The organism is Exiguobacterium sp. s95 (genome assembly GCF_018618655.1).
Lineage (GTDB): Bacteria > Bacillota > Bacilli > Exiguobacteriales > Exiguobacteriaceae > Exiguobacterium_A > Exiguobacterium_A oxidotolerans.
The window spans coordinates 35,957-60,495 of sequence record NZ_JACSMM010000007.1 but is presented as its reverse complement, the minus strand read 5'-3'; the positions used below and the strand labels follow the sequence as shown (position 1 = coordinate 60,495).

The following is a 24,539-nucleotide window of genomic DNA, read 5'->3' as shown; positions in this document are numbered from 1 at the left end:
CTTTTTTTATTGTGAATTTGCTTGAAGCGATAGGAAAACGGGAAAAATATAAGTGTAGTGTTGAGTCCTAGGAGGTGGAAAGGTGGCGCGATTGACAAAGTTGAAAGAATGGCAGGAAGCAGGATTGCTTGATGCAGAAACCGTCGATCGGATTGAAGCGTACGAACACAAACACCAAGTCAAAAAGCGGACGCCCTTACTGTTGATTGTCGGCTTAACGTTTGTCGGCTTGGCCTTACTCAGTTTTTTAGCGGCCAATTGGCAAGTCATTCCGGCATTGGTCAAAATCGGACTCGTTCTTGTCATCATGATCAGTTGTTATGTGCTAGCTGATATTTCCGAACGCCGGACGATTTGGAATCCCGTGGCGTTCCGGATACTCGGGATTCTCGCGTTCCTTGGTGCATTGATTGTCACGGTCCAAAGTTTTCATATGTCGCTTGAAAGCTCATTCATTGCCTGGGTAATCTTTCTTATGGCACTCGGTCATTTTTTCGTTTGGCGTCACGCTGCCTACGCTGTCGTCGCTTTTTTGGCGGGATTGAATATTTTTACGGGAATCGGCAGCTTCGGGAGCGAGTACGCTACGTTTCTCGACTGGACATCATTTGTTTGTTTGATTCTGATATCCGTAGCCTGGTTCTATTTCAGTCAAACGTTTCCATCACTGATTTTTAGCTGGTTGCTCCTCTACTTCGCAGGGTTGGAATTGTTTTTCCTCGTTTCCTATGAAGGCATTCTTTGGCCGATTTGGACTTTATTTTTCCTCGTTCCATTACTGTTACTTGTTCGGGAAGAGCAAAAGCGCCTGCTCCTCTACGCGCTCTATTTAGTCACGGCAGCCATTAACTCACTGGTCTATCTATCTGTCCGCGCAGAAACGACAACTGCTCCGATTTCGCTCGTCGAAGCGATTTTACTTGTACTTGCCGCAGCGGCGGTCGGAAGTTTGATTTATGTACGTTACCGTCCGCTCCTTTTCATCGTCCCGCTCGGTTTGGTCGGACTCTTATGGTTCGAGGAACAAGCGATCTTGATGGCGATTTTAGTTGAAGTGATGGCATTCGTTTATTTGATTGAGCGAGAACGAACCGGTCATCGCTTACTGATTCCGTTCGTTTATTTCATTACCGTTCAACTGACGGTTTACTTCATTTATGCTTGGAATCGTCTGAATATGTCACTCTTTTTCCTAGGCGGGGCCTTACTCGTGTTCTTGATTGCCGGTGTGCTCTGGTGGATGCAACGACGTCGTGAAGGAGGTCAGTCGGCATGAAAAAGTACGGGTTTGCGTTTATTCAGACACTGATTGTTTTGCTTGTCGTACTCAGTTTTTATGCGATTTCGTGGTTCGGAGAGAGTTATCGCTTCCGGGCAGAGCCGTTTGATCCATTTGATCCGATTTACGGGGAGTACGTCATGTTGCAGTATCCAGATTTAAAACCGGATGCTTCTGTCAAAAAAGGGCTTGTCTACGTTACGTTTATAACGGGGGAAGATGGATATGCAAGAATTGATAAAATCTCGAATGACCGCTTTTTCGGTTCGGTTGCTGGTGAGTATTACGATGAATACGTGACGATTTCTCAGCTGACTCAATATTACGTCGAACAAGGTACAGGAAAAGGGTATGAGGATGCGGAAAAATTAGAAGTCAAAGCCGATGTTTCGCCATGGGGAACCATCCGGGCGACGGACTTATTGCTCCGAAACGAGTAAAAAAAACAAAATGAGAGGATGGACCGTTACTAGGTCCTTCCTCTCATTTTTAATATTGTTTCAAGTCATGCCGATTTCTTCATTGCTTCCAGGCGTTTCAAAAAAGTGCATCTGGTTAATGAAAAAACGCCCTAGACAACGAAGAGGTCATCTAGGGCGAGGGTGGTATAGGACTTATTGTGCGTCTTTATCGAACGTGATTCGAGCGATAGCATCATGTTGGTGAATGGTTTCTTCGTTTCGGCATTCGACGAAGAACGTTGCGATCGCATCCATTTCGTAGAGATCAGCCGCGATTAAACGGACCATATCTTCGACGAAGCGTGGGTTTTCGTAAGCCATCTCCGTAACACGTTTTTCATCCGGACGTTTGAGGACCGGGTGAAGTGGTGCTGATGCATTTGATTCAGCCGCATCCAGTAATTCTTGTTTCCAGTCAAAGTCATCTGCCTCGTCACGAAGCGATGCTTCCATCGTGACGTAACCACGTTGGTTATGGGCACTGTACTCACTGATTTCTTTTGAACATGGGCAGAGTGTCGTGACATTGATCGTTAACCCGACCGTCAAAGTTGCTTCATTCGTTTCCGTATCGACACTGACCGTTTGCCAGACTTCGGCATTCATCAGACCGCTGAGTCCAGTTGCCGGTGCTTTACGCGTGAAGAACCATGGGTAGCGAATCGTTAATTGACCTTCAGACTGCTCCATCCGCTCGGCTAAATCGCGCGCGAACTGAATCAGTGATTCGTTCGTGACGACCCATCCTTCTTGATGGTACTGATCGAGTTGCTCCGTTAAGCGACTCATGTTGATGCCTTTACGGTCTTGAACGAGTGATGTCGAAAGCTCGAACGTCGCGACAGTGGCCTGCGTTTTGTCACCATCTTGGATGACGACAGGATGTTTGACGTTTGAAATACCGACTGCATCAAGTGCAAACAAGAAATTCTTTGGTGTATTTTGAAGATCAACCATTTTATCTTTTTCAGTAGGTTTTGTTCCTTTAACAGGGGGAACAGAACCGAAAAGCTTATGACGCTCTTCTTTTGTTGGTAGTGTAATCGGGTAGGTAGACATTTCAATTGGCCCCTTTGTCCTTTTGTATTTTATCAATAGTAATAACATGACAGGAATGCTAGAGACGAGCAACTCTGATGATTCCGCAAATGTGTTTGCACTATGTTGAACTGTTGATATGAATTTTATCATGAACTGCTAGCAAAACGAAACTAGCAAGGCTCAGAATCAACAGTTTGCTAAACTCATCATAAGGGATACTTGCAAGTCTGTACTGAATCGGATAGTATATGTTCATATGAACGCGTAAATCTTTTTTTAGTTAATGCCTTTGTGAAACTTATAAGATAGGAAGGAATGAAGTAGATGGATTGGCAGTTAGTACTACAATATGCCTGGGTAGTCGTCGTTTTAATCGCACTCGAAGGACTACTTTCAGCAGATAATGCACTCGTCCTCGCCGTCATGGTAAAACACTTACCAGGCGAACAACAGAAAAAGGCTTTATTTTATGGTTTGGCAGGAGCGTTCGTCCTCCGCTTCGCGGCATTGTTCGCGATTTCGTTCCTCGTTGATATTTGGCAGATTCAAGCACTTGGTGCAGCATACCTGCTTATCATGGGGTTACGGCATATTTATAAAACGGTCAAGGCACGACGGCTCGGTGAAAACCATGGGGCAGACAGTGAGCTCGATCAAGAACCGAAATCGGATGAGCCCGTCTCAAAAGCGGAGTTTTGGAAAACAGTCGCTAAAATTGAATTCGCCGATCTTGCATTCGCCGTCGATTCGATTCTTGCAGCGGTCGCACTCGCCGTCGCATTACCTGACTGGGGGACAAATGAAATTGGTGGATTGAATGCCGGACATTTCGTCGTCATCCTGACAGGTGGTTTGATGGGTGTCGTCTTGATGCGTTTCGCAGCGCGCGTCTTCGTCAGACTACTCGCAGAACGTCCTGGACTTGAAACAGCGGCATTCGCAATCGTCGCTTGGGTCGGAGTCAAGCTCGCCGTTCTTGCCCTTGAGCATCCGAAATATCACGCATCGATTGAAGGAACAATCTTTGAAGCGATGAAGTTACCGGAAGGCTTTGCTCACAGTACGCCATGGCAAGCGTTCTTCTGGACGGTCATGGTCGGTCTCGCAGTTTGGGGTTGGTTCTCTTCACCGAAAACAAAACCAAATCCAGATGCTGAGAAAAAAGTGGATCAACATCTTTAAGCGAAAGGCTCTCCGACTGGAGGGTCTTTTTTAGTGTGAACTCCGAAAAAAGGGGGAAGATAGAAACACAAGGTTCAAGCTTCCGTCTTTTTCTTTTACAGGTACAAAGATTATAATGAACCTAGTGAACAAAAAGGGGATTCGTTTTTATGGATATTGGATTAATTACGCAGTATGCGACGGTCGGGCTCGTCCTGATCATCTTACAAGGATTGCTGTCGGCTGATAATGCGATGGTCATGGCGGTACTCGTTCGTCCTTTACCGGACGATCAACGAAAAAAAGCGTTGTTTTACGGACTAATCGGGGCACTCGTCCTTCGTTTCATCGCGATTTTCTTTGCGTCGTACTTAGCGACTGTTTGGGAGTTACAGGCACTTGGTGCAGCGTACCTCTTTTATGTCGCCTTTAAAGGAATCGTCGAGGCACGATCAAACAAACATCAAATACCGGATGCGATGGCATCCAAAAAAGAATCGCCGAATTTTTGGTGGACGGTCGTCAAGGTCGAATTATCTGATTTAGCGTTTGCCGTCGATTCGACACTCGCGGCCGTTGCCATGGCGACGACATTACCGATGGTCGGCGGGATGATTGGTGGACTGAACACGGGACAATTTTGGGTCGTCTTCTTCAGTGGGATCATCGGACTTGTCATCATGCGATATTTCGCAAGCTGGTTCGTTGTTTTACTCCAAAAACGACCAGGGATTGAAGAAGCAGCATTTTGGCTCGTCGCTTGGGTCGGGGTTAAGCTCGTCATCATGACGCTTGCACACCCGACCATTCATGTCTTACCGCACGAGTTTCCGGAAAGCACGCTCTGGCAGACGATTTTCTGGGTCGTTCTCGGACTGATTCTTGTCATCGGCTGGTTTAGAAGTGGTGTCAAAGAAGAAAAATAATACAAAAATTGGACAGGGTCACAACTCCTCTGTCCTTTTTGATTTTGGGGGAGATTTCATGCAAAACGGTAACTTTATTCGAATGCTGACACGGATGCAGAACGTACCACGTTGGGATGAGTATGCTCCGCGTTTTCAAGACAACGCCGCAAGTCATAGTTTTCGCGTCGCTCTATTTAGTTTAATGGCGAGCTATATCGAACAAGAGCAGCAACCCGTTGAAATCGATCGCCTCCGCTTATTAGGAAAGGCACTGTTTCACGATATGAACGAAGTGATCACCGGTCCAATCAAACACCGGACGAAAAAAGAGCCGACACTTCATGATCACATTCAGGCGATGGAGCAACAGGCGAGTGAGAAACTCGTCGCCTTATTGTCAAAATCGCTTCAAACAGAATTTACAGACTATCTCGTCCATGCCGAAGATGACACGATTGAAGGGCAAATCGTTAAAGCGATCGATACGTTCGACGCGATGTTGTTCGCAAGACGGGAAGCACGGATGACGGCGTCACCGTTCTTTGAAGCAAAAACGCTTGAACTGAAAAACTATTTACTCGAACACCCGTTATATGCCATCCGTCGCTTGACGACATCCGTCTTTGCCGAAGACGAGATGGCACATTTCATTGACAATGCATTGATGATGGATACGATTCGACGCTGGAAAGGGCGCTTCAATACGATTGATGACAATGACGCGACACATGCGTTTCGGGCGGCTTCCCTCGGCTTGTTCAACGGTCTGATCGAGTCGAAAAAGTACGGGGTTACGATCGATACGGCTGAAGTCGTTTCGCGTTTGCTCTGTCACGATTTAGTCGAAGGGACGACAGGGGACGTCCTCGGACCGGTCAAACATGCGACGCCGGTCACGGCAGCTGCCTTTGAGGCCTATGAACGGGCAGAAGGGGAGGCGTTGATTGGATTATTACCTGACGTGATGCGAACAGAATTTTATCGTTTTCTCGTCGAAGCGAAAGATGATACGTATGAAGGACAGATGGTAGATGTCGTCGATAAGCTCGATGCGTTGATTAAAATGAATATGGAACGCAAGTTGAACGGAGTGGAATATGAGACAGGCTACCGGGCGCAACTGAAGAAAGTCCAGACGGCTTACGAAAATCCATCTGTCGTCTTTTTCCTCGCCTATGTCTTGCACGACTTGGATTACGTAACGACTTAAGGAGGAAATCGGATGGCAGATGTTTCACTCGTGAAAACGAAACGACTTACCTTGATTTTAATTTTAGGCTCATTGGCAGCACTCGGTCCGCTCTCGATCGACATGTATTTACCTGCTTTCCCCGACATGTCCCGTTCATTCGGGGCGAGTGCGTCGATGATTCAATTGAGTTTGACGGCATGTATGCTTGGCATGGCGCTCGGTCAATTGATTGTCGGACCGCTTAGCGATGTCCGCGGACGGAAACGTCCCTTAATGCTCGCACTCGTCGCCTATCTCCTCGCCTCGCTTGCATGTGCGTTTGCTCCGACGATCGAAGTGTTGATTGCACTTCGTTTTGTGCAAGGGGCGGCTGGTGCTTCCGGCATCGTCATTTCGCGCGCGATCGTTCGTGATTTGTTTGAAGGACCGGAATTGACGAAGTTCTTTGCTGCTTTATCTCTTGTTAACGGGACGGCTCCGATTTTAGCACCAGTCATCGGTGGACAAATTTTACGTTTCGGTGATTGGCATGTGGTGTTTTATTTACTGGCCATCTTAAGTACGATGATGCTGCTTGCCGTTGCTTTCCGGTTACCGGAAACACTGCCGGTGCATCACCGGGTCGAAGGGAATCTCGCGACGACGGTTCGGACGTTTGGTCGTTTATTGACGGACCGCGTGTTCATCGGTTACGCCTTTGCACAAGCGTTCGTCATGGGTGCGATGTTCGCCTATATCTCCGGTTCGCCGTTCGTTTTACAAAACATTTACGGTGCGAGTCCGCAACAGTTTAGTTTCCTGTTCGGCTTGAACGGGATTGGAATCATCATCGCGGCTCAAATCGCAGGACGACTCGCCGGTCGCGTCGATAGTGAGAAATTGATGCGGATTGCCTTAATGATTGTTGCGACGGCAAGCATCTTGTTGTTCCTCGGCTTGACCTTATCCGATGCCTTGATTTTTGTCATGATTCCACTTTTCTTCGTTGTGTCGAGCGTCGGTCTGATTTCAACGCTTGGTTTTACACTTGCGATGCAAAACTACGGGAAGACGGCAGGGAGCGCATCTGCTTTGCTCGGTCTCTTGCCGATGCTCGTCGGTTCACTCGTTTCACCACTCGTCGGAATCATGGGCGAGGACTCGGCTTTACCGATGGGGTTGATTATCATGACACTTGATTGTGCAGCACTCGTCATCTACTATGTTTTGATTGTTAAACGGAAAAAGTAAACGGATTAAAACCGAGGAGCATTGCTCTTCGGTTTTTTTGTTTATCCGCATGAAAAATGGAAAAAGGAAATTGGTTTTTGAAACCATTTCCAAAAACTAGCGTACATAAAACTGAACGGATTAAACAGGAAAGGAGCACGAAGATGAGAAAACGACGTCAACCTGTCGCGGCCACGCCAAGTCAAGGAGCACTCGAAAGTTTGCTAGCGCGTCATTACGCGGCACAGAAAAAGTATGCACGGCGTTTGCAAGAAGACACCAGTCCGCGTGAGCGTGAGCTGGCACACCTGCTGTATGAAGAAAACCGGCATGAATACAAACGGATTTATCATCAGCTTTATGGCTCGAGTGCTTTTATCGAGGTGACAGAAGATGGACGTTAGTACGTTGTATCTCTATGCACTGGCAGCAGCAGGATGTGGCGTTTTGTTATCGGTCGTGTTCTCGGACCTGGTTCCGGGCGTCGATCAAATTTTTCATCCGACGTTGATTTTATCATTCGTCATTTTAACGTCGGCTTTCGGATTCGGACTTGAGCATTTAACAGCCATGAGCTCATTGATGATCTTATTGCTCAGTGGATTCATCAGTCTTATTTTGACGACCTTAGTGCACTTGTTCATTTTTGTACCGCTTGCCGAAGCCGAGCAGTCGCTGGGTTTTTCCGAGCAGATGCTAGAAGGAAGAAGTGCAACGGTCATTTTATCGATCCCGAGTGACGGATATGGAGAAATTTTAGTCGATGATGTCTCCGGACGGATTTCAAAATCAGCCGTTTTATTTGAAGGACCGCCACTCGATCAAGGAACGAAAGTCATCATCATTGAAATCAAACAAGGGGTGGCGCACGTCATGACCTACCCGAACCAATGGAAAGAGGAGATGTTTACGTGAATCCAGTTATTATTGTGGCGATTATCGCCGGCGCGCTCATTTTAGCGCTTGTTGCTCTATTTATCACGAAGTATCGGACAGTTGGGCCAGAAGAAGCGTTAATCGTGTCGGGGAGTTATCTCGGAAATAGTCCAAGTGTCAATACGGATGAATCCGGTAACCGCGTTAAAATCATTCGCGGTGGCGGGGCATTCATCTTGCCTGTCTTCCAACAGGCGACACCGCTCAGTTTACTGTCGAGCAAGCTCGAAGTAACAACGCCTGAAGTTTATACGGAACAAGGTGTTCCGGTCATGGCGGATGGAACGGCAATCATTAAAATCGGCAGCTCGATTTCGGAAATCGCGACGGCAGCCGAGCAATTCCTCGGGAAATCAAAGGAAGACCGTGAAAGTGAGGCGCGGGAAGTCCTCGAAGGTCACTTGCGGTCGATTCTTGGATCGATGACGGTCGAAGAAATCTATAAGAACCGCGATAAATTTTCGCAAGAAGTGCAACGTGTCGCGTCACAAGATCTCGCGAAAATGGGACTGATCATCGTCTCGTTCACGATTAAAGATGTCCGCGATAAAAACGGTTATCTCGAATCACTCGGGAAACCACGCATCGCGCAAGTACGCCGTGACGCTGATATCGCGACGGCGGATGCTGAAAAAGAAACGCGGATCAAGCGGGCGGAAGCTTCAAAAGATGCGAAAAAAGCAGAGCTCGAGCGCGCGACTGAAATCGCGGAAGCGGAAAAAGAAAACCAGCTGAAGATGGCAGACTATCGTCGCGAACAAGACATCGCGAAGGCGAAAGCCGACCAAGCCTACGACTTAGAAAATGCACGCGCGCAACAAGAAGTCACAGAGCAACAAATGCAAATCAAAATCATCGAACGGCAAAAACAAATCGAACTCGAAGAACGTGAAATTCTCCGTCGCGAGAAACAGTACGACGCAGAAGTTAAAAAACGTGCCGATGCCGATCGGTACTCGATCGAACAGGCAGCACAAGCGGACCGGGCGAAACAATATGCAGAAGCCGATGCGACGAAATACCGGATTGAAGCGTCAGCGAAGGCCGATGCGGAACGGATTCGCCTTGATGGTCTCGCAAAAGCCGACGCCGAGCGGGCACAAGGGGAAACCGAGGCGGACATCATCCGCCTGAAAGGTCTTGCGGAAGCAGAAGCAAAAGAGAAGATTGCCCAAGCCTTCGAACAATTCGGACAAGCGGCGATTCTCGACATGGTCATTCGCATGATGCCGGAGTATGCGAAAGAAATCGCAGCACCACTCGGTAACATCGACAAGATCACGGTCGTCGATACAGGGAACGGTGAAGGTGGCGGTGCGAACCGTGTGACGGGTTATGCGACGGACTTGATGGCGTCACTCCAAGAGACGTTGAAGGCTTCTTCCGGAATCGATGTCAAAGAATTGATTGAGAACTTTTCTGGAAAAGGGACAGCCAAACCGTTGACGGTCAACTTGAATCAAGGGGAACCGGTCGCGTCGGGAACGAAGTCTGAATGAAACCGAACGTTGTCTTGCCGATGCTGTTTCTGCTGGTTATCGTAAATCTGGTTGCCCCGCTTTCGGCACTTTTCCTCGTAGCAATCGGTTCGGCGTTCGCGCTGTATAAAGGCTATACATCAGAGGACGGAATCCAGAACATCTTCAACGTCAAGCGGGTTTCCTATTCGCTTCACCATCCGCTGACACGGGCGGAAGCGCTCGCTGCCGGTCTAATCGGTCTGTTGACAATAGATCTGGCCTACTTGTGGAACGGAATCCGGACAGGACTGTCCTTGCAAGATGTCGGCTATTTGTTCTTTGAACTGGTGACATTGCTTTTGTTTGTGTATGTATTGTTCCGCTTTTTGTTGCTCGGACTTTTTGAACCGAGAACAGAGCGGACACCGTATGCATCGAGACGATGAAACCGTGAAATGACAGGTTTTAAAAACAAAAAAATCCGGATGATCCAACCTTTTCTGATAAAGAAGAGGGGAATCATTCGGATTTTTTAGTGTGGATAAAATCAAGCGGCTGTCAGGCCGGCAAATCATAGCCGATGACAAGCAGTCCCGGTCCGGTGTGCGAACCGATGGCCGCTCCGGCAATCGTAATCAAGACTTCGCTTGGAGAGAACTGGGCTTCAATCAATTGTTTGAGCATCTCGGCCCGTTCAATCGAGTCACCGTGACCGATGATGATGCGGTGTCCGTCAATCATCGGACGCGCTTCTTCCATCCATTCGACGATCCGGTTCATGACCTTTTTCTGACCACGAATCTTTTCTTTCGGGATCAACTTACCGTCTTCGACCGTCAAGAGCGGCAGAATCGATAATAATCCACCGATGAAGGCACTCGCACGTGACACACGACCACCACGCATCAGGTACTCGAGTGATTCAACCGTGAACAAGTGACGGATCGAATTCACTTTTTGTTCTGCATAGGCTTTTGTTTCGTCAAACGTATGTGTTTTCGCGAAGGTCGCGACATCAAGGACGAAGAGTCCTTGACCGGTCGATGCTGTTTTCGTATCAATGACGGCGTACGGAACATCGGGATATTGTTCGGCGAGTTCTTCTGCGAGCATCGTTGCCGTTTGATAGGTGCCGGATAGATCACTTGAAAAAGCGAGATAGAGGAACGGTTCCCCTTGTTCGAAGTGTGCTTTGAAGACTTCCGCGATCCGCGTGACCTCGACTTGGAAAGTTTTTGGCGCAGCACCGTCACGCATTTTAGCATAGAGCTCCTCCGGCGAAATCGTTTCGCCGTCAAAATACGTGTCGTCTCCAATCAATACACCGAACGGCATGATTGTGATGTCATGGGCATCTAATAATTCTTGCGGTGCATCGGCACCACTATCGGTAATGAATCGTACCATTGCGTTCTCTCCTTTACTTACCTAGGGCTTTTTCGTTTCGTTCGAGCATCCGGCCCAGGTTTACACCGAATCGTTCATTTTCGACTTCATCGAGGACGGACGGGACTAAATTTGTGCCGAGTGCCATCAAGGCACGGTAAGCACGGAGTAAACACTGTTCGACCGTAAGCGGAAGTTGAAGTAACTCCTCAAGAGAGGCCATTGTGTCCGGAATGATGACAGGATACGTGAATTTTGTTTCCTCGCCTTGCAGGGCGGCTTCATAAAAGTCGCGCACGAGTGCTGCGCGCTTACTCCCGCTTCCGTTGACACATAAATAAATCTGAACGGCGACCCCCCCGCGGACACGTCGTTGCGAAATCCCGGCGAACTTTTTACCGAATATCGAAAGGTCGTAAGAGCCGGGGCAATATGAGCCGACGACTTCGCCAGCGACGATCGCATCGGTTTCGTCTCTGAACATGTGCTGCACAAGGGCGAGCATCGCTTCGTAGCCGCTGTCGATATCAATGCCGCCCCGTTCTGGTAGGACAAGCGAAATGTTCAAGACACCTGCATCGAGGACGACCGCGAGTCCGCCCGAATTTCGGACGACGGGGTGAAAGCCGTGTGTATTCAAGACGTCGATTCCTTCTGTTAAGTGAGGCAGACGGGCATCTTGAATCCCGAGGACGACCGTTTCGTGGTGCACCCAAGAACGAAGTGCCGCACCTTCTGTTGCGACGGAGGCACAAAGCGTGTCGTCCATCGCGAACGATTGGGTGGCATGAAATGTCGTTCCGAGTGACGTTTGATCAAAAATACGATATTGTTCTTGTTTTAAGAGTTCGATTCCCATTGGCTCGTTCCTTTTTTTGTAGATTTGCGACATCATTATAGCATAGCCAGTGTAAACTTTATGTAAGAAGCGGATAGTCTGACAGGAACAGACTGCCCCTAAATTGAAAACAACGAAGAGAACGACCAGATGAAGGGGAGAATGACATGTATCAGTCACTAGGTCAATTAAGAGAAACTAAGGTCTTTAAAGATCCGGTTCATCGTTATATTTATGTCAGCGACCAATTGATTTGGCAACTGATTGGAACAAAGGAGTTTCAACGGCTTCGCAGGGTCAAACAACTCGGGACATCCTTTTTGACGTTTCACGGAGCGGAGCATACACGGTTTCATCATTCGCTTGGTGTGTATGAGATTACACGCCAACTGATTGACGTCTTTAACGGTCGTGCTGACTGGGATGACCAATACCGCGAGCTGACGCTCGTCGCAGCCTTGCTTCATGACGTCGGGCACGGACCCTTTTCCCATGCCTTCGAAAATGTCTTTGGTGTCGATCACGAGGAGTGGACGGAACGAATCATTCTCGGGGATACGGAAATCAAACGAGTCCTCGATCAAGTTGGCGAAGGCTTTGCGGAAGAAGTCGCCTCCGTCATCAATAAGACGCATCCGAACCAGTTGCTCGTGACGATGATCAGTTCGCAACTCGACGTCGACCGGATGGATTACTTATTGCGTGACGCCCATTTCGCCGGTGTCAGTTACGGGAAGTTTGATTTAGAACGCATGTTGCGTGTCTTACGTCCCGCACACAATCAGATGGTCGTCAAACAATCAGGCATGCACTCGATTGAAGACTACATCATGCGCCGGTATCAGATGTACTGGCAAGTCTATCTGCACCCGGTCACACGATCGAGCGATTACTTATTAAAAGCGATTCTCGAGCGGGCGAAGGAACTGTATACCTCGGGTTATGTGTTTGACATCCATCCGGTTCATTTGATTCCGTTATTTGACCAAACGATGGCGTTGAAGAATTACCTCGCGCTTGATGAAACGATTGTTTATTTCTATTTCCAACAATGGATGGAAGAACACGATGCGATTCTTAGTGACTTGTCACGTCGGTTCGTCAATCGAAAATTATTTAAGTACGTCGACTACCCACCAGAAAAGCGGGAAGCAATCCATGAAAAACTAGCAGAACTGTTCAATAAAATCGGACTCGATCCGGCATATTACTTGTTAGAAGATAAATTAAGTCGCCTTCCGTATGATTTATATGGAGAGAACGGAGAAATCAGTAAACAGCCGATCATGCTCCAAATGAAAGACGGGCAGAAAAAAGAAATCTCACAAGTCTCCCCACTCGTCGAAGCGATCGCGAATTCAAGACAGACGGATGAAAAGTTGTTTTATCCGCAAGAAATCTTGTATGACTTACGTGAGTTCGCTAATGAAAAGATGCAGATTGATCAACTGTTGCTCGGAGGATACTCAAATGAAACGAGTCATTGAGCAGATTTTAGAACAGGTCGGGTTGTCCGGAATTGAGACGGAAGTTTTACCCGGGGCGACCTCGTCGCTCGTCGTACGGGCGGGCGACAGTGTTATCCGAATCCATACGAATCCAAACTGGTTGCAACAAGAACAGGACCTCGTCGCGCACGAGGTCTTTGCGCTAAAGACGGCGGGGCCGCTTGCACCGCGCGTCCTCAAGTATCAAGAAGCGTGGATCGGCGAGATTCCACCTTGGCTTCAGATGACGTATGTCCAAGGGGTGGTGCAACTTACGCCACTTGACGATCTGTATGTGGAGCGACTGGCACGGACGTTAGTCGCAATTCATCGCTTACCGGTCCCAAAAACTTCGTATGTATATAAACCCTATAGTAAAACCCGTGTCGTTCCGACCTGGGCAACCGAAATCGCCGCCTGGGACTGGGCAAGTGCACCAGCACCAGCGCCTAGTGAACAGATTCGATTCATCCATCGTGATTTCCATCCGGTTAATGTGTTATACGATTTAGGGGAAAAGTATAACGTAGTTGATTGGGTGAGTGCATGTGTTGGACCGATTGAAGCAGACGTGGCGCATTGCCGGCTGAACCTTGCTTTACTCGAGTCCGTCGAAGTTGCGGACCGGTTTTTAAAATTTTATCAGGCGATGAGCGGGCTTACTTACGATCGGAGATGGGACTTAAATGCTGTTTTCGATTTTGGACCCGAAACAATTACTGTATATCCGGGGTGGGAAGCATATGGAAAGCGAAACCTCAGTCAGGACAATGTTCGGAAACGCCTGGAAAACTTTGTCTTGAAAGTTTATGAAAATAACGAAAGCGGTTACTAAATGAACTTTACCTATTGCAGTTCTGACGAATGTTGATTATTCTAGTACTTGGGACAGAGATTAAACGTCAGACATCGTACTTATGTACAACTGATAAACAACTAATAGATTGAGGGGTACTTCATGAAATATTTAATCGCGTTACTCGGACTGGTCGTCGTTTTTGGACTAGCTCTACTCGTCAGCAGCAATCGTAAAAGTATCAAATTGAAACCGCTTGCGGTCATGCTAGTGCTTCAGCTCGTTCTCGGATTCATCTTATTGAACACGTCGTTCGGTTATATTATCATCCGCGGTGTAGCGAGTGTCTTTGAAAAGTTACTTGGTTATGCAGCAATCGGAATTAACTTTGTCTTTGGTGGACTTGCGAATGAAGGGGCACAGCCATTCTTCATCAACGTTCTTCTTCCTATTGTCTTTATCTCAGCATTAATCGGAATTTTACAGTTCACGAAAATCCTCCCGCTCTTAATGCGCGGAATCGGATTTGTCTTGTCGAAGATTAACGGCATGGGACAACTTGAATCATACAACGCCGTCGCCTCGGCAGCGATCGGTCAATCTGAAGTCTTCATCACAGTCAAAAAACAAATCGGTAAATTACCGGCAAACCGTCTCTATACATTGTGTGCTTCGGCGATGTCGACCGTTTCAATGTCAATCGTCGGTGCTTACATGACAATGGTGGAACCGAAATATGTCGTTACGGCCATCGTCTTAAACCTCTTTGGTGGATTTATGATTGTTTCAATCATCAATCCGTATACGGTCGATCCAAACGAAGATATCTTAGAAATCGTCGAAGAGAAACAAACGTTCTTCGAGATGCTCGGCGAATACATCTTAGATGGATTTAAAGTCGCAATCATCGTCGGTGCGATGTTAATCGGATACAACGCATTGATTGGGATGGTCAACGACATCTTCTTGATGGTTCTTGGTATCTCGTTCCAAGAAATTCTCGGGTACATCTTTGCGCCATTCGCTTTTATCATGGGTGTTCCATGGGCAGAAGCAGTCAGTGCTGGTAGCATCATGGCAACGAAATTGATCACGAACGAATTCGTCGCGATGCTCAGTCTTCCTGAGTACACGAAAGAATTCTCAGAGCGTACACTCGGAATCGTATCGGTCTTCTTGATTTCATTCGCGAACTTCTCGTCAATCGGGATCATCGCGGGTGCAGTTAAAGGACTCGACGATCGCCAAGGCAGTGTCGCTGCGAGCTTCGGTCTTAAATTATTGTACGGTGCGACGCTCGTCAGTGTTCTGACAGCAATCGTCGTCAGTGTCATCATCTAATGAGAACTTAACATGCCCGCTGACATCTTTGTCGGCGGGTATTTTAGATTGTGGAAAAAGTCGATATTGGGAACTGCAAGCGTTTTTATTCGTTGCTTTCCTCGGTCTTGCCTGCCTCTGAAAGTGCGTTAAAAACGCACTTTTTCCCGTAGGAGTCAACGAACCGTGACGCTTTTTAGGGAATACCATGTGGGAAATCAGGAAAGACGGTTTAGAGTACAATCTGTCTCGATATCGCATGTTCGCGCTTCATAAGAGTTTTTCTACCCGCTGACATTTTTGTCGGCGGGTATTTTAGATTGTAGAAAAAAATTGTGGACCAGACAAGCGTCATCTATTTTCGTTGCTCTCTCCAGGCTTACCTGGAAAGCGAGGATGTCGGAAACATCCGCCACAAGAATTGATTTGGTTAGACTCATCTTGGTTTGCGGAGAAGGGGATGGTGGAATTGGTTAATACATCATTTTAGCGACTTTCGAGAAAGGGAGATGCTGAACGTGCTATTTATGTTGATCGTTAAAGGATCAAAGCGTGCAGAAGCGGGTGAGCGTCCAAGTCCTGAGCTTATGGAAGCGATGTCCGAGTACAATCAAGCGTTACGCGATGCAGGGGTACATGTGATGGCGAAAGGACTCTATCCGAGCTCGAACGGGATGCGCTTTTCTTATCGTGGACCTGGAGATCGACCGATCGTTACGGAAGGACCATTCATGCAAATAGAGGAATTGATTGCTGGATTTATTTTGATCGATGTCGCGTCACGAAAAGAAGCAATCGACTGGGCACTACGGATGCCGGATCCGCAAGGGCACGGTGAAGGGGAAATTGAACTACGACAAGTGTTTGATTGAAAGTAAGCAAACTAAAACATGACGATGAATCCAGCATGCCTGACGGCGCACGGGATTCATCGTCATGTTGATTTTTGAAATCATTGATGGGAAGCAATCCCCACGCGCTTACGACTGAAGAGATGTTCGTTATAGGCTTCAAAAGCAAAACGGGCGACGTTGCGGCGAGGAATCGGTCCTGTCTCCTGTGTGAAGCGGGGTGCTTCAATTAAGAGATCATTGATTTCATCGTCTTCCGTCAATTGAGTCGGACAGATGACAGTGAAGTCAACGTCAGCATCCTTTAATGTCAAATAAGCTTTCAAATGATCTTCAGCAGCCACTGTCGAACGGCGGCGCGATTCGCTTGACTGGAAGCGGTACTTCCCGGGTTCTTCTGAGGCATCGAGAATGCCAGCCGTCCCGATGAAGATGATCCGTTCGATCTGTTGTTCCTTCATTTTCGTGACGAGATGGGGAATCGCTGTTGAAAGAACATGTTGCTGATCCGTACCAAGACAACTGAAGACGGCAGATGAACCTTGAATGACGTTCTCTAAATCTGTTACTTCCGTTGCATCTCCTTGAATGATCGTCAATTGCGGGTGCTCCGGTAACATGTGATCGGTCGAGCGGACGAGCGCACGGACATTGTGACCGGCTTGTAACAATAAATCGAGCAATGGGCGCCCTGTCCGTCCCGTTGCCCCTAAAAGGCTAAGCGTTGCCATCATAATTCATCCTCTCTCGTTCATGGTGTTATAGGTATAAGAAAGAAGATGGTCGAGCAACACGCATCGTCCATCCTTTTTTAGTTCCTTATTTATCGGCAAACATGACGCCTGCTTGTCCATAGTCCGTCTTTTCCATTTCTTCGATGAAGACGGTAATGTTTTCTTTTGGAGCATTGACTGTTTCTGAAACAGCTTCTGTTACTTTTTCGATCAGTGCACGTTTTTGTTCGACAGTCCGTCCTGAAAGCATTTTAACGGTAACGTAAGGCATAAATCGTTCCTCCTAAAAACATAATGGCAATACGCCCTCAGTATACCGTATGGAGCAGGGGGGCCGTCAAACAGCGACATCGAAACACGAAAAGACGGGTATAAGACAGGAGTGGGGGCATGTAAAAGAGAAGTAGTCGAGAGGAAAACTTAGGATGAAGAGGTGACACCAATGGAAATGGAATCTGTTATACGAAAAAAGATTCATACATTGCTTATTTTCGACCGGGCATTACCAGAGGACACGACGTATCCACTATCGGGGACGAAGGGTTTGGAAGTCGCAGAAGTTATTTTTGATGAAAGCATTCCGTTTGGTCGACTTGTGACGGATAAAGAATTAGCGGCACTCGTCGGTACGCCGGAAGCGAAACGGTATGGAATGGTGACGTTGCTTGAAGAGGATGACCGCTTTAAGCCCTTGTTCCAAAATCGGAAGTTACCGCCTGAGATTGAAACAGAAGTCGAGGAGCGTGTCCGGGAGCTTGCTAAACAACTGCGGGCGATTCGGTCTCGTTGCTCGTCGCTTGAACGCGTGATTTTGTTTGGTCGTGCGGCACAGACACTTTACGACCGGGCATTGACACGCTTGGAAGAATCAAATCCACCTGTGCATGAAGAATTGACCTCACTTGAATGTCTCCGTCTGCCGACGATTCGGCGTGTGACGAAAGAACAGCTGGAACAAGTGAAACGCTAAGCGGGACTTGCGTCAGCAGTTGAATGCGGTATGATAGAGGCAACAGCTGTAAAAGGGGTCGAGTAAAGATGGAAAAGAAGATTAACTTCAATATCATTTCAGATAATTCAACAGACGGACATGGTGGATTTGGCGTCGGGACACTCAGTTTGAACAGTATGTCACCGGTCATCATCTCGCCAGAGGACGGCGAAGCATACATCGATATGGGTGCCATGCATGCGAAAGCAGCAATTGAGAAGCGGATTAAGTTCACGACGGATCGAGCGGACGCACCGAATGGGAAACTGTACTGGATCGTTTGGGTCACGGTAGGACGTAAGTCAGAAGGGTTTTATTATGGAGGCGTCGCAGCATGCGATTTATTAGTCGATGTCGAAACACGGCGCGGGTTTAAAATCTTAGCCGATCACGTCAATAAGATGGACAAGTCACTCAAGGGACGCATCGTCGTCGATCAGATGGACGATACGTCAAAAGGACTGCTTCGTGAATTCCTGATGACACATAAACCGGAAATGTGGGCGAACGCAGAGCCTGAGTTACATGATGCACTCGCATAACTAAAAAAATCGCCGTCTCCTAGGAGGCGGCGATTTTTTATCATGACTTTAAAGTGATGACAACGATTTCGGGACGATTGAACAACCGAAACGGGAAGAGACTGTTGCCAAGACCGCGACTGACGATGAGTTGTGTCGTATCCACTGTATATTGACCGGCCGTCCGTTTCGGGAAAAATCCTTGTCCAGGTGCATACAAGCCATCTGTGAAGGGAAGTCGGATTTGACCGCCGTGAGCATGACCGGACAGAACGAGATCAATTTGCCGCTCCGCATAGAGCGGTACATATTCCGGACGATGGGCGAGTAAGAGTTGAAACGTCGATCGATCGAGAGCTTCTTGTGCGGAGGCGAGGCTTTTCCGAGTTCCGTCAGACTCTTGGAGACCTTCGCTCCAGCGTGTCGTCGTTGGGTCGTCGATGCCGAGTAGAGCAATGTTTGCACCGTTATATTCGAGCGGGACTGCCGTATTCCGTAAAATTTGTACACCAATCGCTTCGAGTTTCGGTAAAAGGGTCAAGTTGCGACGAACTTCATGGTTTCCCGTGACGAAATAGACAGGATAGTCCGCAGTCAATTGTTTCATCAAAGTCAGCGCAGCGGCTTCTCCGTTTCGGCGAGAGTCGATTAAATCCCCGGTCATCACGATGAGGTCAGGCTGTGCTTGAGTAATTTTTTTGAGTAGCTTCGTTTGTTTTGGATCGAAGGATTTCCCATGTAAGTCAGCGATTTGGACGACTGTATAGCCATCGAATGCTTTTGGCAGTCGTTCTGTTTCAATCGTGATTGCGGTCGTTTCAATCACATTATTTTCTTGATATAAAAACCAACCGCCTAAGACAAAAACCCCTAATGAAACGAACCAGCGTTTTCTGACACGCAAGACCTCACTCCTCTCTTCACTAAGCATACCAAAAAGGCACCTCAGTCCGCATTGCGGAAGAGGTGCCTAACATGATTATGCTTCTTTCTTTAAATCATCAGATGCTTTCTTTTCTTCAGGTTCGTTATACAAATCAATGAACAAGGCAATGACCATCATCCCGACAACGAAGATGAACGGGAAGGCGGCTAAAATCGCGGCAGCTTGGAGAGCACTCAGCCCACCGGCATAAAGTAAAACAGCTGCGATTGAAGACTGGATGACACCCCATGTCAATTTGATTCGAAGGCTTGGCATCAAGCTACCGCCTGAAGAGAGCATTCCGAGTACGTACGTTGCTGAGTCAGCTGACGTAATGAAGAATGTCGTAATCAAGAAGACAGCTACGATACTAAGAATCGTACCAAGTGTACCAAATGTCTCGAACAAGGCGAACATACCTGTTTCGACACCTTTATCGTTAACTGTATCAATTAAGTTTACGCTGTTGAAAAGTTCGTTCCAGATTGCCGATCCACCGAAAACAGAGAACCAGAGCAGTCCGAAAATTGTTGGGACGAGCAAGATACCGAGAACGAATTCACGAATCGTCCGTCCTTTTGAAACACGTGCGATGAACGTACCGACGAATGGTGACCAAGAAATCCACCATGCCCAGTAGAAGATCGTCCAGCCGTTAATCCATGAACGTTCGTCCGGATTGAAGGCTGAGGCACGGAAACTCATGATCGGCAGGTTTTGTAAATAGGCACCTGTTGTTTGAACGAATAAATCCATGATGAAACTGAATGGTCCGAGGAACAAGACGCCGACCATCAAGAGCGCCGCGAGAACAAGGTTCGCGTGGCTGAGGCGTACAATACCTTTGTCGAGACCAGAAGCAGCACTAATCATATAAAGGACTGAAACAACAAGGATGATCAGGAGCTGAGTCATGAACGAGTTTGGAATACCTCCGACGAGGAAATGTAAACCGCCCGAGATTTGCTGGGCGCCAAGTCCAAGTGAAGTGGCAACACCGAATGCTGTTGCGACGATCGCGAGAACTTCAACTGTCCCTTTACCTGCAGCTTCATATTTCGGTTTCATAAGCGAAGCGACAGTATCGCCGATTGTCGCAGGACGTCCTTTACGGAATGTCGAATAAGCGATTGCTAAAGCGACGATTGCATAAAGTGCCCATGGGTGAAGTCCCCAGTGGAAGAATGAATAGCGCATCGCAAGACGTGCTGCTTCAGTCGGGTCACTCGTCGCAACCGGTGGTGTATGGAAGTGTGTCAATGGCTCTGAAACACCCCAGAAGACAAGCCCAATCCCCATACCGGCGCTAAAGAGCATCGCGAACCAAGAAATCAGGTTATATTCAGGGCGATCAGAGTCTTTTCCGAGTCGGATAGAACCGAAACGCGAGAAGACGAGGAAGATTGCAACTAATAAAAAGACGCTCATACCGAATAAGTAGAGCCAGCCGAAGCCATTTGTAACAAAGTTTTGTGCGACTGCTGTTACGTTGCCAAGATTTGCGGCACCAATGAGTGATTCAGGTAAGATTCCCCATATGGTAAAGAGCACACAGAAAATGACGGATACAATAAAGACGTTCGGGATCTTGCTTTTTCGATTATTTTCCATCGTGGTCAACACCTTCTTTCGAATTTTACATGTTTGTTTTGTTTCATGTTGTAAATACTGAAAAATTGCTATACAACGATTAGTAATACCCGTAACTTCAAAAACAAAACCTTATCACGCAAGTTACTACCGTAACAAACTTATAGTAAGGATGGCAAATGCTGTGGGTAATGAAAGATGGGGATTTCTAGAAAAAAAGGGTGGTAAAGTCGTTTGAACTGGCTTTGCATAGCGATTTTTGAAAAAAATGAAAAAATCTAATTTTTCTTTTGTTTCTCTAGTATTTCCCGAAAAGATTGATTTGTAACATTTAATATCAAGCAGAATAGCAGACGGGTCATTTCAGATTTGCTATCGTTGTGAAATAATCGATCAAAATCACTGGAGGAATCGAACAATGAGTCACGAACAGAAAAAACAAGCTATTTTAGCAGCCTTTCAATCACGTCATGCGACGAAAGCATTTGATCCTTCGAAAAAGATCACACCAGCAGACTTCGCATTTATTTTAGAAACCGCGCGTCTCTCCCCAAGTTCATTTGGTTATGAGCCTTGGAACATGCTCGTCATCCAAAATGAAGCATTGCGTGAAGAACTTCGTGCCGTCTCGTGGGGTGCCCAAGGACAATTGCCGACAGCGAGCCATTATGTCATTTTCCTTGCACGGACAGGTGCGCAAATGCAACCAGATGGTCCGCATGTCACGCACATGATGGACGCACTCGGTTTGTCAGACGAGGCAAAACAAGGGCGGACGACGCGGTATGGTCTTTTCCTCGAAGAAGACTTTAAAATCGGGAATAATGAAAAAGCGATGGAAGACTGGTCAGCGAAACAGGCCTATATCGCGCTCGGAAACATGATGTCGACGGCAGCACAAATCGGAATCGATTCATGTCCGATTGAAGGATTTGATCAAGAGGCGATTGAAAAAATCTTAGTCGACCATGATTTACTCGACCGGACTGTATTTACGGTTCCTGTCATGGTAGCGTTCGGTTACCGGGCGGATGAACCGAAACGTGCGAAACAACGCCGTGACTTGGATGAAATCGTCACTTTCGTCGAGTAAACACTCAGATAGTTTTTTTCGAATTATATAGAAGTTTCTTTCAAAATTCGGTATACTCGCATTTGTATGATTAAGAAGCGCCGTAAACGCCACTCGCATACGAACAACTTTTGTCTTGAGAAAGAAAGGGGTTCTATCGCAAATGGAACAAAAATTAAAGTTATGGTTCACGGAACACCAAACGGAAGATTACGGTATCACATTCCGTGTCAACCACGTTTATGAGAGCGAACAAACGGAGTTTCAACGCCTGGAGATGGTTGAGACGGACGAGTTCGGTACAATGTTGTTACTTGACGGGATGGTCATGACAACGGACAGAGATGAGTTCGTGTATCACGAAATGGTCGCACACGTCCCATTGTTCACACACCCGAACCCGAAATCGGTTCTCGTCGTAGGTGGGGGAGACGGCGGAGTCATCCGTGAAGTCTTAAAACACCCATCGGTCGAAAAAGCAGTTCTCGTCGAAATTGATGGCAAGGTCATCGAGTACTCGAAGAAATACCTTCCGAACATCGCAGGTGGTTTAGACGACGCACGCGTCGAAGTCATTGTGGGTGACGGATTCATGCACATCGCGGAAGCGGTCAACGAATACGATGTCATCATGGTCGATTCGACAGAGCCGGTCGGTCCTGCCGTCAACCTGTTCACAAAAGGATTCTACTCTGGAATCTCGAAAGCATTAAAAGAAGACGGTATTTTCGTCGCACAATCGGACAACCCATGGTTTACACCAGATTTGATCCGTGATGTACAACGTGACGTCAAAGAAATCTTCCCAATCACAAAACTATACATCGCGAACGTTCCGACGTACCCGAGCGGTCTGTGGACATTTACGATTGGATCGAAAAAACATGATCCACTCGCTGTCGCACCAGAGCGTTTCCATGAAATCGAAACGAAGTACTATACACCGGAACTTCATACAGCAGCGTTCGCGTTGCCAAAGTTCGTCAAAGATTTAACGATTTAATTTCAAAGTAGGAGTGTTCCGTTTTCAGGGACACTCCTTTCTATGACTGGAGGAATAGAAATGCGTTTTGATGAAGCATATTCAGGTAAAGTCTTTATCGCGAGTCAACCGACTCACGAAGATGCAAAAGGTGTGTTATACGGCATGCCGATGGACTGGACGGTCAGTTTCCGCCCGGGATCACGTTTTGGCCCGGCGCGGATTCGTGAAGTATCACTTGGTCTCGAAGAATATAGTCCGTATTTAGACGGCGATATCGCCGATGCGAAATTGTTTGACGCGGGTGACATTCCGTTGCCGTTCGGCAATGCCCAAAAGTCACTCGACATGATTGAAGAGTATGTCGATTCGTTACTGACGGCAGGTAAGTTCCCGCTCGGTATGGGGGGCGAACACCTCGTGACGTGGCCGGTCGTTAAAGCCTTTGATAAACACTACGATGATTTCGTCGTCTTACATTTTGACGCACATACGGATTTACGTGACGAGTATGAAGGTGAACCGCTCTCGCATTCGACACCACTCAAAAAAATCGCCAACTTGATTGGACCGGAAAACTGCTATTCATTCGGCATCCGTTCAGGGATGAAAGAAGAATTCGAGTGGGCGAAGACGTCCGGTTACAATTTGTTCAAGTATGAAATCGTTGAACCGTTAAAGACTGTTTTGCCGAAGCTTGCCGGTAAAAAAGTTTATGTGACGATTGATATCGACGTCCTCGATCCGTCTGCTGCACCAGGAACAGGTACACAGGAAATCGGCGGCGTGACAACAAAAGAGTTACTTGAAGTCGTCCACATGATTTCACGTGCTGACGTCGACGTCATCGGAGCCGATCTCGTTGAAGTCTGCCCGGCATATGATCAGTCTGACATGACAGCGATTGCCGCTGCGAAAGTCTTACGTGAAATGATGATTGGTTTCATTAAGTAAATTTGTCTGAAATGATTGCGGGATATGTAAAAAAGTAGCGTACAAGGGGTTGTCCTTGTACGCTACTTTTTTCAGACTGTAGACAACGTGCTATTGGGAGATAAAGCGTCTTTTTTCGTTGCTTTCCTCGGGCGAGGCGCAAGCCGCTGCTCCTTGGATCCTAGCGGACAATGAGCAGGGTCTTGCCTGCCTCTGCAAGTGCGTTAAAAACGCACTTTTTCCCGTAGGAGTCAACGAAACGTGACGCTTTTTAGGTAACATCGTGACGGAAAGCCGGGCATGTAGATGGTTTAGAGCGCAATCCGTCTCGAATCTACATTCGGACGTTACAAATGCTTAGCAAAGGGTAGTGTAATCATATAGACGCCTGCCTGTTTTTTTTTACAACATCCCGAAAGATTGCCGCTTGAATCATATGATCGATAAACCGATCCATGTGGTGCTG

The 24,539-nt window shown here is 47.3% G+C and carries 26 protein-coding genes; 19 read left to right on the top strand and 7 right to left on the bottom strand.

The window, feature by feature from the left end; translation table 11 throughout:
- The first annotated feature begins 82 nt into the window (after positions 1–82).
- Both KNP99_RS11580 and KNP99_RS11575 read left to right on the top strand, forming a co-directional pair.
- The gene (locus KNP99_RS11580; RefSeq protein WP_215193245.1) at positions 83–1,276 is read left to right on the top strand and encodes a DUF2157 domain-containing protein; all 1,194 of its coding nucleotides are present in this window, start codon (positions 83–85) and stop codon (positions 1,274–1,276) included.
- Positions 1,273–1,719, top strand: a complete 447-nt coding sequence (locus tag KNP99_RS11575) for a GDYXXLXY domain-containing protein (RefSeq protein WP_215193244.1) — start codon at positions 1,273–1,275, stop codon at positions 1,717–1,719. The genes KNP99_RS11580 and KNP99_RS11575 overlap by 4 nt, the downstream gene beginning before the upstream one ends.
- A 174-nt stretch (positions 1,720–1,893) precedes the next feature.
- Here KNP99_RS11575 and folE2 read toward each other — a convergent pair whose 3' ends face one another.
- A complete protein-coding gene (gene folE2, locus KNP99_RS11570) occupies positions 1,894–2,799 on the bottom strand; it encodes a GTP cyclohydrolase FolE2 (protein WP_029332371.1) in 906 nt (301 codons plus the stop codon).
- 306 nt (positions 2,800–3,105) lie between these two features.
- Between folE2 and KNP99_RS11565 the strand changes: the two genes are divergently transcribed.
- From KNP99_RS11565 to KNP99_RS11530, 8 genes are all read left to right on the top strand, one after another.
- Positions 3,106–3,963 (top strand): TerC family protein, encoded by an 858-nt coding sequence (locus KNP99_RS11565; protein ID WP_088836085.1) that lies wholly within the window; start codon positions 3,106–3,108, stop codon positions 3,961–3,963.
- A 149-nt stretch (positions 3,964–4,112) separates the two neighbouring features.
- Positions 4,113–4,868 (top strand): TerC family protein, encoded by a 756-nt coding sequence (locus KNP99_RS11560; protein ID WP_088836086.1) that lies wholly within the window; start codon positions 4,113–4,115, stop codon positions 4,866–4,868.
- A 58-nt stretch (positions 4,869–4,926) separates the two neighbouring features.
- Positions 4,927–6,060 carry a YfbR-like 5'-deoxynucleotidase gene (locus KNP99_RS11555; protein ID WP_088836087.1) on the top strand — a complete coding sequence of 378 codons (1,134 nt, stop codon included), beginning with the start codon at positions 4,927–4,929 and terminating at the stop codon, positions 6,058–6,060.
- Positions 6,061–6,072: 12 nt separating this feature from the next.
- A complete protein-coding gene (locus KNP99_RS11550; RefSeq protein WP_088836088.1) occupies positions 6,073–7,272 on the top strand; it encodes a multidrug effflux MFS transporter in 1,200 nt (399 codons plus the stop codon).
- Between the two features lie 143 nt (positions 7,273–7,415).
- A complete protein-coding gene (locus KNP99_RS11545) occupies positions 7,416–7,655 on the top strand; it encodes a hypothetical protein (RefSeq protein WP_029332376.1) in 240 nt (79 codons plus the stop codon).
- Complete coding sequence (locus KNP99_RS11540) at positions 7,645–8,166, top strand: NfeD family membrane protein (RefSeq protein ID WP_088836089.1); 522 nt, start codon at positions 7,645–7,647, stop codon at positions 8,164–8,166. Before KNP99_RS11545 ends, KNP99_RS11540 begins: the two co-directional genes overlap by 11 nt.
- Positions 8,163–9,686 (top strand): flotillin lipid rafts scaffold protein FloT, encoded by a 1,524-nt coding sequence (locus tag KNP99_RS11535; protein ID WP_088836090.1) that lies wholly within the window; start codon positions 8,163–8,165, stop codon positions 9,684–9,686. The genes KNP99_RS11540 and KNP99_RS11535 overlap by 4 nt, the downstream gene beginning before the upstream one ends.
- Positions 9,683–10,093: a hypothetical protein gene (locus KNP99_RS11530; protein ID WP_088836091.1), complete on the top strand. Its 411-nt coding sequence runs from the start codon at positions 9,683–9,685 to the stop codon at positions 10,091–10,093. The genes KNP99_RS11535 and KNP99_RS11530 overlap by 4 nt, the downstream gene beginning before the upstream one ends.
- 112 nt (positions 10,094–10,205) lie before the next feature.
- Here the strand turns inward: KNP99_RS11530 and KNP99_RS11525 are convergent, their stop codons facing one another.
- Together KNP99_RS11525 and lipL are read right to left on the bottom strand one after the other, a co-directional pair.
- Positions 10,206–11,054, bottom strand: a complete 849-nt coding sequence (locus KNP99_RS11525; RefSeq protein ID WP_088836092.1) for a DegV family protein — start codon at positions 11,052–11,054, stop codon at positions 10,206–10,208.
- A gap of 13 nt (positions 11,055–11,067) precedes the next feature.
- Positions 11,068–11,892 carry an octanoyl-[GcvH]:protein N-octanoyltransferase gene (gene lipL / locus KNP99_RS11520; protein WP_088836093.1) on the bottom strand — a complete coding sequence of 275 codons (825 nt, stop codon included), beginning with the start codon at positions 11,890–11,892 and terminating at the stop codon, positions 11,068–11,070.
- 146 nt (positions 11,893–12,038) lie between these two features.
- On the opposite strand from lipL, the gene KNP99_RS11515 reads away from it, so the two are divergent.
- The 4 genes from KNP99_RS11515 (at position 12,039) to KNP99_RS11500 (ending at position 16,346) form a co-directional block, all read left to right on the top strand.
- Positions 12,039–13,358, top strand: a complete 1,320-nt coding sequence (locus tag KNP99_RS11515; protein WP_088836094.1) for an HD domain-containing protein — start codon at positions 12,039–12,041, stop codon at positions 13,356–13,358.
- The gene (locus KNP99_RS11510) at positions 13,342–14,193 is read left to right on the top strand and encodes a phosphotransferase family protein (protein WP_214767694.1); all 852 of its coding nucleotides are present in this window, start codon (positions 13,342–13,344) and stop codon (positions 14,191–14,193) included. Before KNP99_RS11515 ends, KNP99_RS11510 begins: the two co-directional genes overlap by 17 nt.
- Positions 14,194–14,316: 123 nt before the next feature.
- Positions 14,317–15,495, top strand: a complete 1,179-nt coding sequence (locus KNP99_RS11505) for a NupC/NupG family nucleoside CNT transporter (RefSeq protein ID WP_029332383.1) — start codon at positions 14,317–14,319, stop codon at positions 15,493–15,495.
- A 488-nt stretch (positions 15,496–15,983) separates the two neighbouring features.
- A complete protein-coding gene (locus KNP99_RS11500) occupies positions 15,984–16,346 on the top strand; it encodes a YciI family protein (protein WP_251133088.1) in 363 nt (120 codons plus the stop codon).
- 80 nt (positions 16,347–16,426) lie between these two features.
- On the opposite strand, the gene KNP99_RS11495 is transcribed toward KNP99_RS11500, so the two are convergent.
- Both KNP99_RS11495 and KNP99_RS11490 read right to left on the bottom strand, forming a co-directional pair.
- Positions 16,427–17,056 (bottom strand): NAD(P)-dependent oxidoreductase, encoded by a 630-nt coding sequence (locus KNP99_RS11495; protein ID WP_088836098.1) that lies wholly within the window; start codon positions 17,054–17,056, stop codon positions 16,427–16,429.
- An 88-nt stretch (positions 17,057–17,144) separates the two neighbouring features.
- Entirely contained in the window at positions 17,145–17,330 is a 186-nt protein-coding gene (locus KNP99_RS11490; protein ID WP_029332386.1) for a 2-hydroxymuconate tautomerase, read from the bottom strand.
- A gap of 171 nt (positions 17,331–17,501) precedes the next feature.
- Here KNP99_RS11490 and KNP99_RS11485 point away from each other — a divergent pair, with 171 nt between their 5' ends.
- Both KNP99_RS11485 and KNP99_RS11480 read left to right on the top strand, forming a co-directional pair.
- Entirely contained in the window at positions 17,502–18,029 is a 528-nt protein-coding gene (locus KNP99_RS11485) for a hypothetical protein (protein ID WP_214767698.1), read from the top strand.
- A gap of 68 nt (positions 18,030–18,097) precedes the next feature.
- The gene (locus tag KNP99_RS11480) at positions 18,098–18,592 is read left to right on the top strand and encodes a YwhD family protein (protein ID WP_214767701.1); all 495 of its coding nucleotides are present in this window, start codon (positions 18,098–18,100) and stop codon (positions 18,590–18,592) included.
- Between the two features lie 40 nt (positions 18,593–18,632).
- Here KNP99_RS11480 and KNP99_RS11475 read toward each other — a convergent pair whose 3' ends face one another.
- Both KNP99_RS11475 and KNP99_RS11470 read right to left on the bottom strand, forming a co-directional pair.
- Positions 18,633–19,475, bottom strand: a complete 843-nt coding sequence (locus KNP99_RS11475) for a metallophosphoesterase (RefSeq protein ID WP_251132087.1) — start codon at positions 19,473–19,475, stop codon at positions 18,633–18,635.
- A gap of 75 nt (positions 19,476–19,550) precedes the next feature.
- Positions 19,551–21,107, bottom strand: a complete 1,557-nt coding sequence (locus tag KNP99_RS11470) for a BCCT family transporter (protein ID WP_215193243.1) — start codon at positions 21,105–21,107, stop codon at positions 19,551–19,553.
- Positions 21,108–21,504: 397 nt separating this feature from the next.
- On the opposite strand from KNP99_RS11470, the gene KNP99_RS11465 reads away from it, so the two are divergent.
- The 3 genes from KNP99_RS11465 (at position 21,505) to speB (ending at position 24,094) form a co-directional block, all read left to right on the top strand.
- Entirely contained in the window at positions 21,505–22,179 is a 675-nt protein-coding gene (locus KNP99_RS11465; RefSeq protein ID WP_088836102.1) for an NAD(P)H-dependent oxidoreductase, read from the top strand.
- Between the two features lie 142 nt (positions 22,180–22,321).
- Positions 22,322–23,161 carry a polyamine aminopropyltransferase gene (gene speE / locus KNP99_RS11460; RefSeq protein WP_014969274.1) on the top strand — a complete coding sequence of 280 codons (840 nt, stop codon included), beginning with the start codon at positions 22,322–22,324 and terminating at the stop codon, positions 23,159–23,161.
- 60 nt (positions 23,162–23,221) lie between these two features.
- Positions 23,222–24,094 (top strand): agmatinase, encoded by an 873-nt coding sequence (gene speB, locus KNP99_RS11455; protein ID WP_214767707.1) that lies wholly within the window; start codon positions 23,222–23,224, stop codon positions 24,092–24,094.
- Positions 24,095–24,539: the final 445 nt, after the last annotated feature.

Excerpts from the sequence above, each read along its gene's own strand:
- KNP99_RS11575 (WP_215193244.1), top strand. The coding sequence starts at position 1,273 with ATGAAAAAGTACGGGTTTGCGTTTATTCAGACACTGATTGTTTTGCTT.
- folE2 (WP_029332371.1), bottom strand. The coding sequence starts at position 2,799 with ATGTCTACCTACCCGATTACACTACCAACAAAAGAAGAGCGTCATAAG.
- KNP99_RS11565 (WP_088836085.1), top strand. The coding sequence starts at position 3,106 with ATGGATTGGCAGTTAGTACTACAATATGCCTGGGTAGTCGTCGTTTTA.
- KNP99_RS11560 (WP_088836086.1), top strand. The coding sequence starts at position 4,113 with ATGGATATTGGATTAATTACGCAGTATGCGACGGTCGGGCTCGTCCTG.
- KNP99_RS11555 (WP_088836087.1), top strand. The coding sequence starts at position 4,927 with ATGCAAAACGGTAACTTTATTCGAATGCTGACACGGATGCAGAACGTA.
- KNP99_RS11550 (WP_088836088.1), top strand. The coding sequence starts at position 6,073 with ATGGCAGATGTTTCACTCGTGAAAACGAAACGACTTACCTTGATTTTA.
- KNP99_RS11545 (WP_029332376.1), top strand. The coding sequence starts at position 7,416 with ATGAGAAAACGACGTCAACCTGTCGCGGCCACGCCAAGTCAAGGAGCA.
- KNP99_RS11540 (WP_088836089.1), top strand. The coding sequence starts at position 7,645 with ATGGACGTTAGTACGTTGTATCTCTATGCACTGGCAGCAGCAGGATGT.
- KNP99_RS11530 (WP_088836091.1), top strand. The coding sequence starts at position 9,683 with ATGAAACCGAACGTTGTCTTGCCGATGCTGTTTCTGCTGGTTATCGTA.
- KNP99_RS11525 (WP_088836092.1), bottom strand. The coding sequence starts at position 11,054 with ATGGTACGATTCATTACCGATAGTGGTGCCGATGCACCGCAAGAATTA.
- lipL (WP_088836093.1), bottom strand. The coding sequence starts at position 11,892 with ATGGGAATCGAACTCTTAAAACAAGAACAATATCGTATTTTTGATCAA.
- KNP99_RS11515 (WP_088836094.1), top strand. The coding sequence starts at position 12,039 with ATGTATCAGTCACTAGGTCAATTAAGAGAAACTAAGGTCTTTAAAGAT.
- KNP99_RS11510 (WP_214767694.1), top strand. The coding sequence starts at position 13,342 with ATGAAACGAGTCATTGAGCAGATTTTAGAACAGGTCGGGTTGTCCGGA.
- KNP99_RS11505 (WP_029332383.1), top strand. The coding sequence starts at position 14,317 with ATGAAATATTTAATCGCGTTACTCGGACTGGTCGTCGTTTTTGGACTA.
- KNP99_RS11500 (WP_251133088.1), top strand. The coding sequence starts at position 15,984 with ATGCTGAACGTGCTATTTATGTTGATCGTTAAAGGATCAAAGCGTGCA.
- KNP99_RS11495 (WP_088836098.1), bottom strand. The coding sequence starts at position 17,056 with ATGGCAACGCTTAGCCTTTTAGGGGCAACGGGACGGACAGGGCGCCCA.
- KNP99_RS11490 (WP_029332386.1), bottom strand. The coding sequence starts at position 17,330 with ATGCCTTACGTTACCGTTAAAATGCTTTCAGGACGGACTGTCGAACAA.
- KNP99_RS11485 (WP_214767698.1), top strand. The coding sequence starts at position 17,502 with ATGGAAATGGAATCTGTTATACGAAAAAAGATTCATACATTGCTTATT.
- KNP99_RS11480 (WP_214767701.1), top strand. The coding sequence starts at position 18,098 with ATGGAAAAGAAGATTAACTTCAATATCATTTCAGATAATTCAACAGAC.
- KNP99_RS11470 (WP_215193243.1), bottom strand. The coding sequence starts at position 21,107 with ATGGAAAATAATCGAAAAAGCAAGATCCCGAACGTCTTTATTGTATCC.
- KNP99_RS11465 (WP_088836102.1), top strand. The coding sequence starts at position 21,505 with ATGAGTCACGAACAGAAAAAACAAGCTATTTTAGCAGCCTTTCAATCA.
- speE (WP_014969274.1), top strand. The coding sequence starts at position 22,322 with ATGGAACAAAAATTAAAGTTATGGTTCACGGAACACCAAACGGAAGAT.
- speB (WP_214767707.1), top strand. The coding sequence starts at position 23,222 with ATGCGTTTTGATGAAGCATATTCAGGTAAAGTCTTTATCGCGAGTCAA.